3 protein-coding genes are annotated in these 1,216 nt (G+C 32.8%); all 3 read left to right on the top strand.

Annotated features, from left to right (window positions below):
- A partial coding sequence (locus H1P_RS39635; RefSeq protein WP_186376255.1) for a leucine-rich repeat domain-containing protein occupies nucleotides 1-156 on the top strand: 156 nt, incomplete at its 5' end.
- Nucleotides 157-427: 271 nt separating this feature from the next.
- Nucleotides 428-745: a helix-turn-helix domain-containing protein gene (locus tag H1P_RS31375; protein WP_144875119.1), complete on the top strand. Its 318-nt coding sequence runs from the start codon at nucleotides 428-430 to the stop codon at nucleotides 743-745.
- Between the two features lie 149 nt (nucleotides 746-894).
- Nucleotides 895-1,216, top strand: a 322-nt coding sequence (locus H1P_RS31370) for a hypothetical protein (RefSeq protein WP_222427337.1), incomplete at its 3' end; no start/stop codon positions are given.

The following is a 1,216-nucleotide window of genomic DNA, read 5'->3' as shown; positions in this document are numbered from 1 at the left end:
GCATGGCTAAATTTAGCAGATAACCAGCTAACAACTATTCCAGAATCTCTGGCCAATCTCTCCAATTTGAGAGGACTAGATTTATCAGATAACCAGCTAACAACTATTCCAGAATCTCTAGCCAATCTCTCCAATTTGAGATGGCTATTGAGATGACTAGATTTATTATCGGAAATCCCTCCACTTTTTGTCGAACTCACGTTAAGCTAAGTCGGTGATTACGAAAACGAACACAATCACCACTGAAGAAGTAACTGTTTTTTCCAGCATGTTTCAAAGCTTAGACAGAAATCATCAATAAAAATTCCTCTAGTCAAAGTGTGATTCAAATTACTACCAAAGCATTGAAGTAAAAATTGATTGCTGATACCAATTTACTTAAATAATGCTATGAATACTGAAAAAGTAGCTATTCTAAAATTTCTCAGTGTCTGGAGTCCTCAAAATTGAAATTATTGAATCAGAGGGAACACTGAAAAAGTTATTGGTTCAGCAAAAAAGTGCCAAAAAGAAGGAAAGGGTTCAAGTTCTCTATTGGCTCAAAACGCTCCCTCGCAAACAGTGTAGGACATATCTAGCAGCTATGTTAGGTCGGCATCCTAACACTGTATCAAGATGGCTAGGTCAGTACCGAAAAGGAGGAATCGAAGCTCTCTTAACTATTAAATCTAGCCCAGGAAGACCAACTTTAATTCCCCTAGAAGCGATCGCGTATATTTTAATTCCCAACAAAATCGCAACATAGAATCAATTGAATTAAATTTTGCCTAAAATATTTTATATGAATCAACAATAAGACCAAATTCGTTTGCTCGATCTGTAAAACTATAATCTTCATCTTAATAACGACAAATGTTTGATTGTAATAGACTATATAATAATATATATGGCATATTGATTTGTAATAGTAGTTTAGAAAAACCTTGCAAAATTCTACGATATAATCTGGGATTAACAAAATCAGAAGTTTATGTATATAAATCACAATTCAATGGCAATGAATGTTTAAAAATTCGCACAGATATCTATGATTTAGAAACTGAGAAAACCGCTCAAAGCTCAGAATATTTATTTAATGGAGAAGTTGCTGGAAGCGAACAAGAAGTAATCAAAAGAGTAAAAAATATAGCAGATATTTTAAATAGAATTAATTGTCAATGTAGTTTTGAAATCTATGACGATAATTTGGAATTTGTATATGAGTATCCTCAAAAAA

Origin of the sequence: Hyella patelloides LEGE 07179, assembly GCF_900659865.1 — a bacterium.
Classification (GTDB): domain Bacteria; phylum Cyanobacteriota; class Cyanobacteriia; order Cyanobacteriales; family Xenococcaceae; genus Hyella; species Hyella patelloides.
The sequence above is the reverse complement of the archived record's forward strand: the minus strand, read 5'-3'. Positions and strand labels throughout refer to the sequence as shown.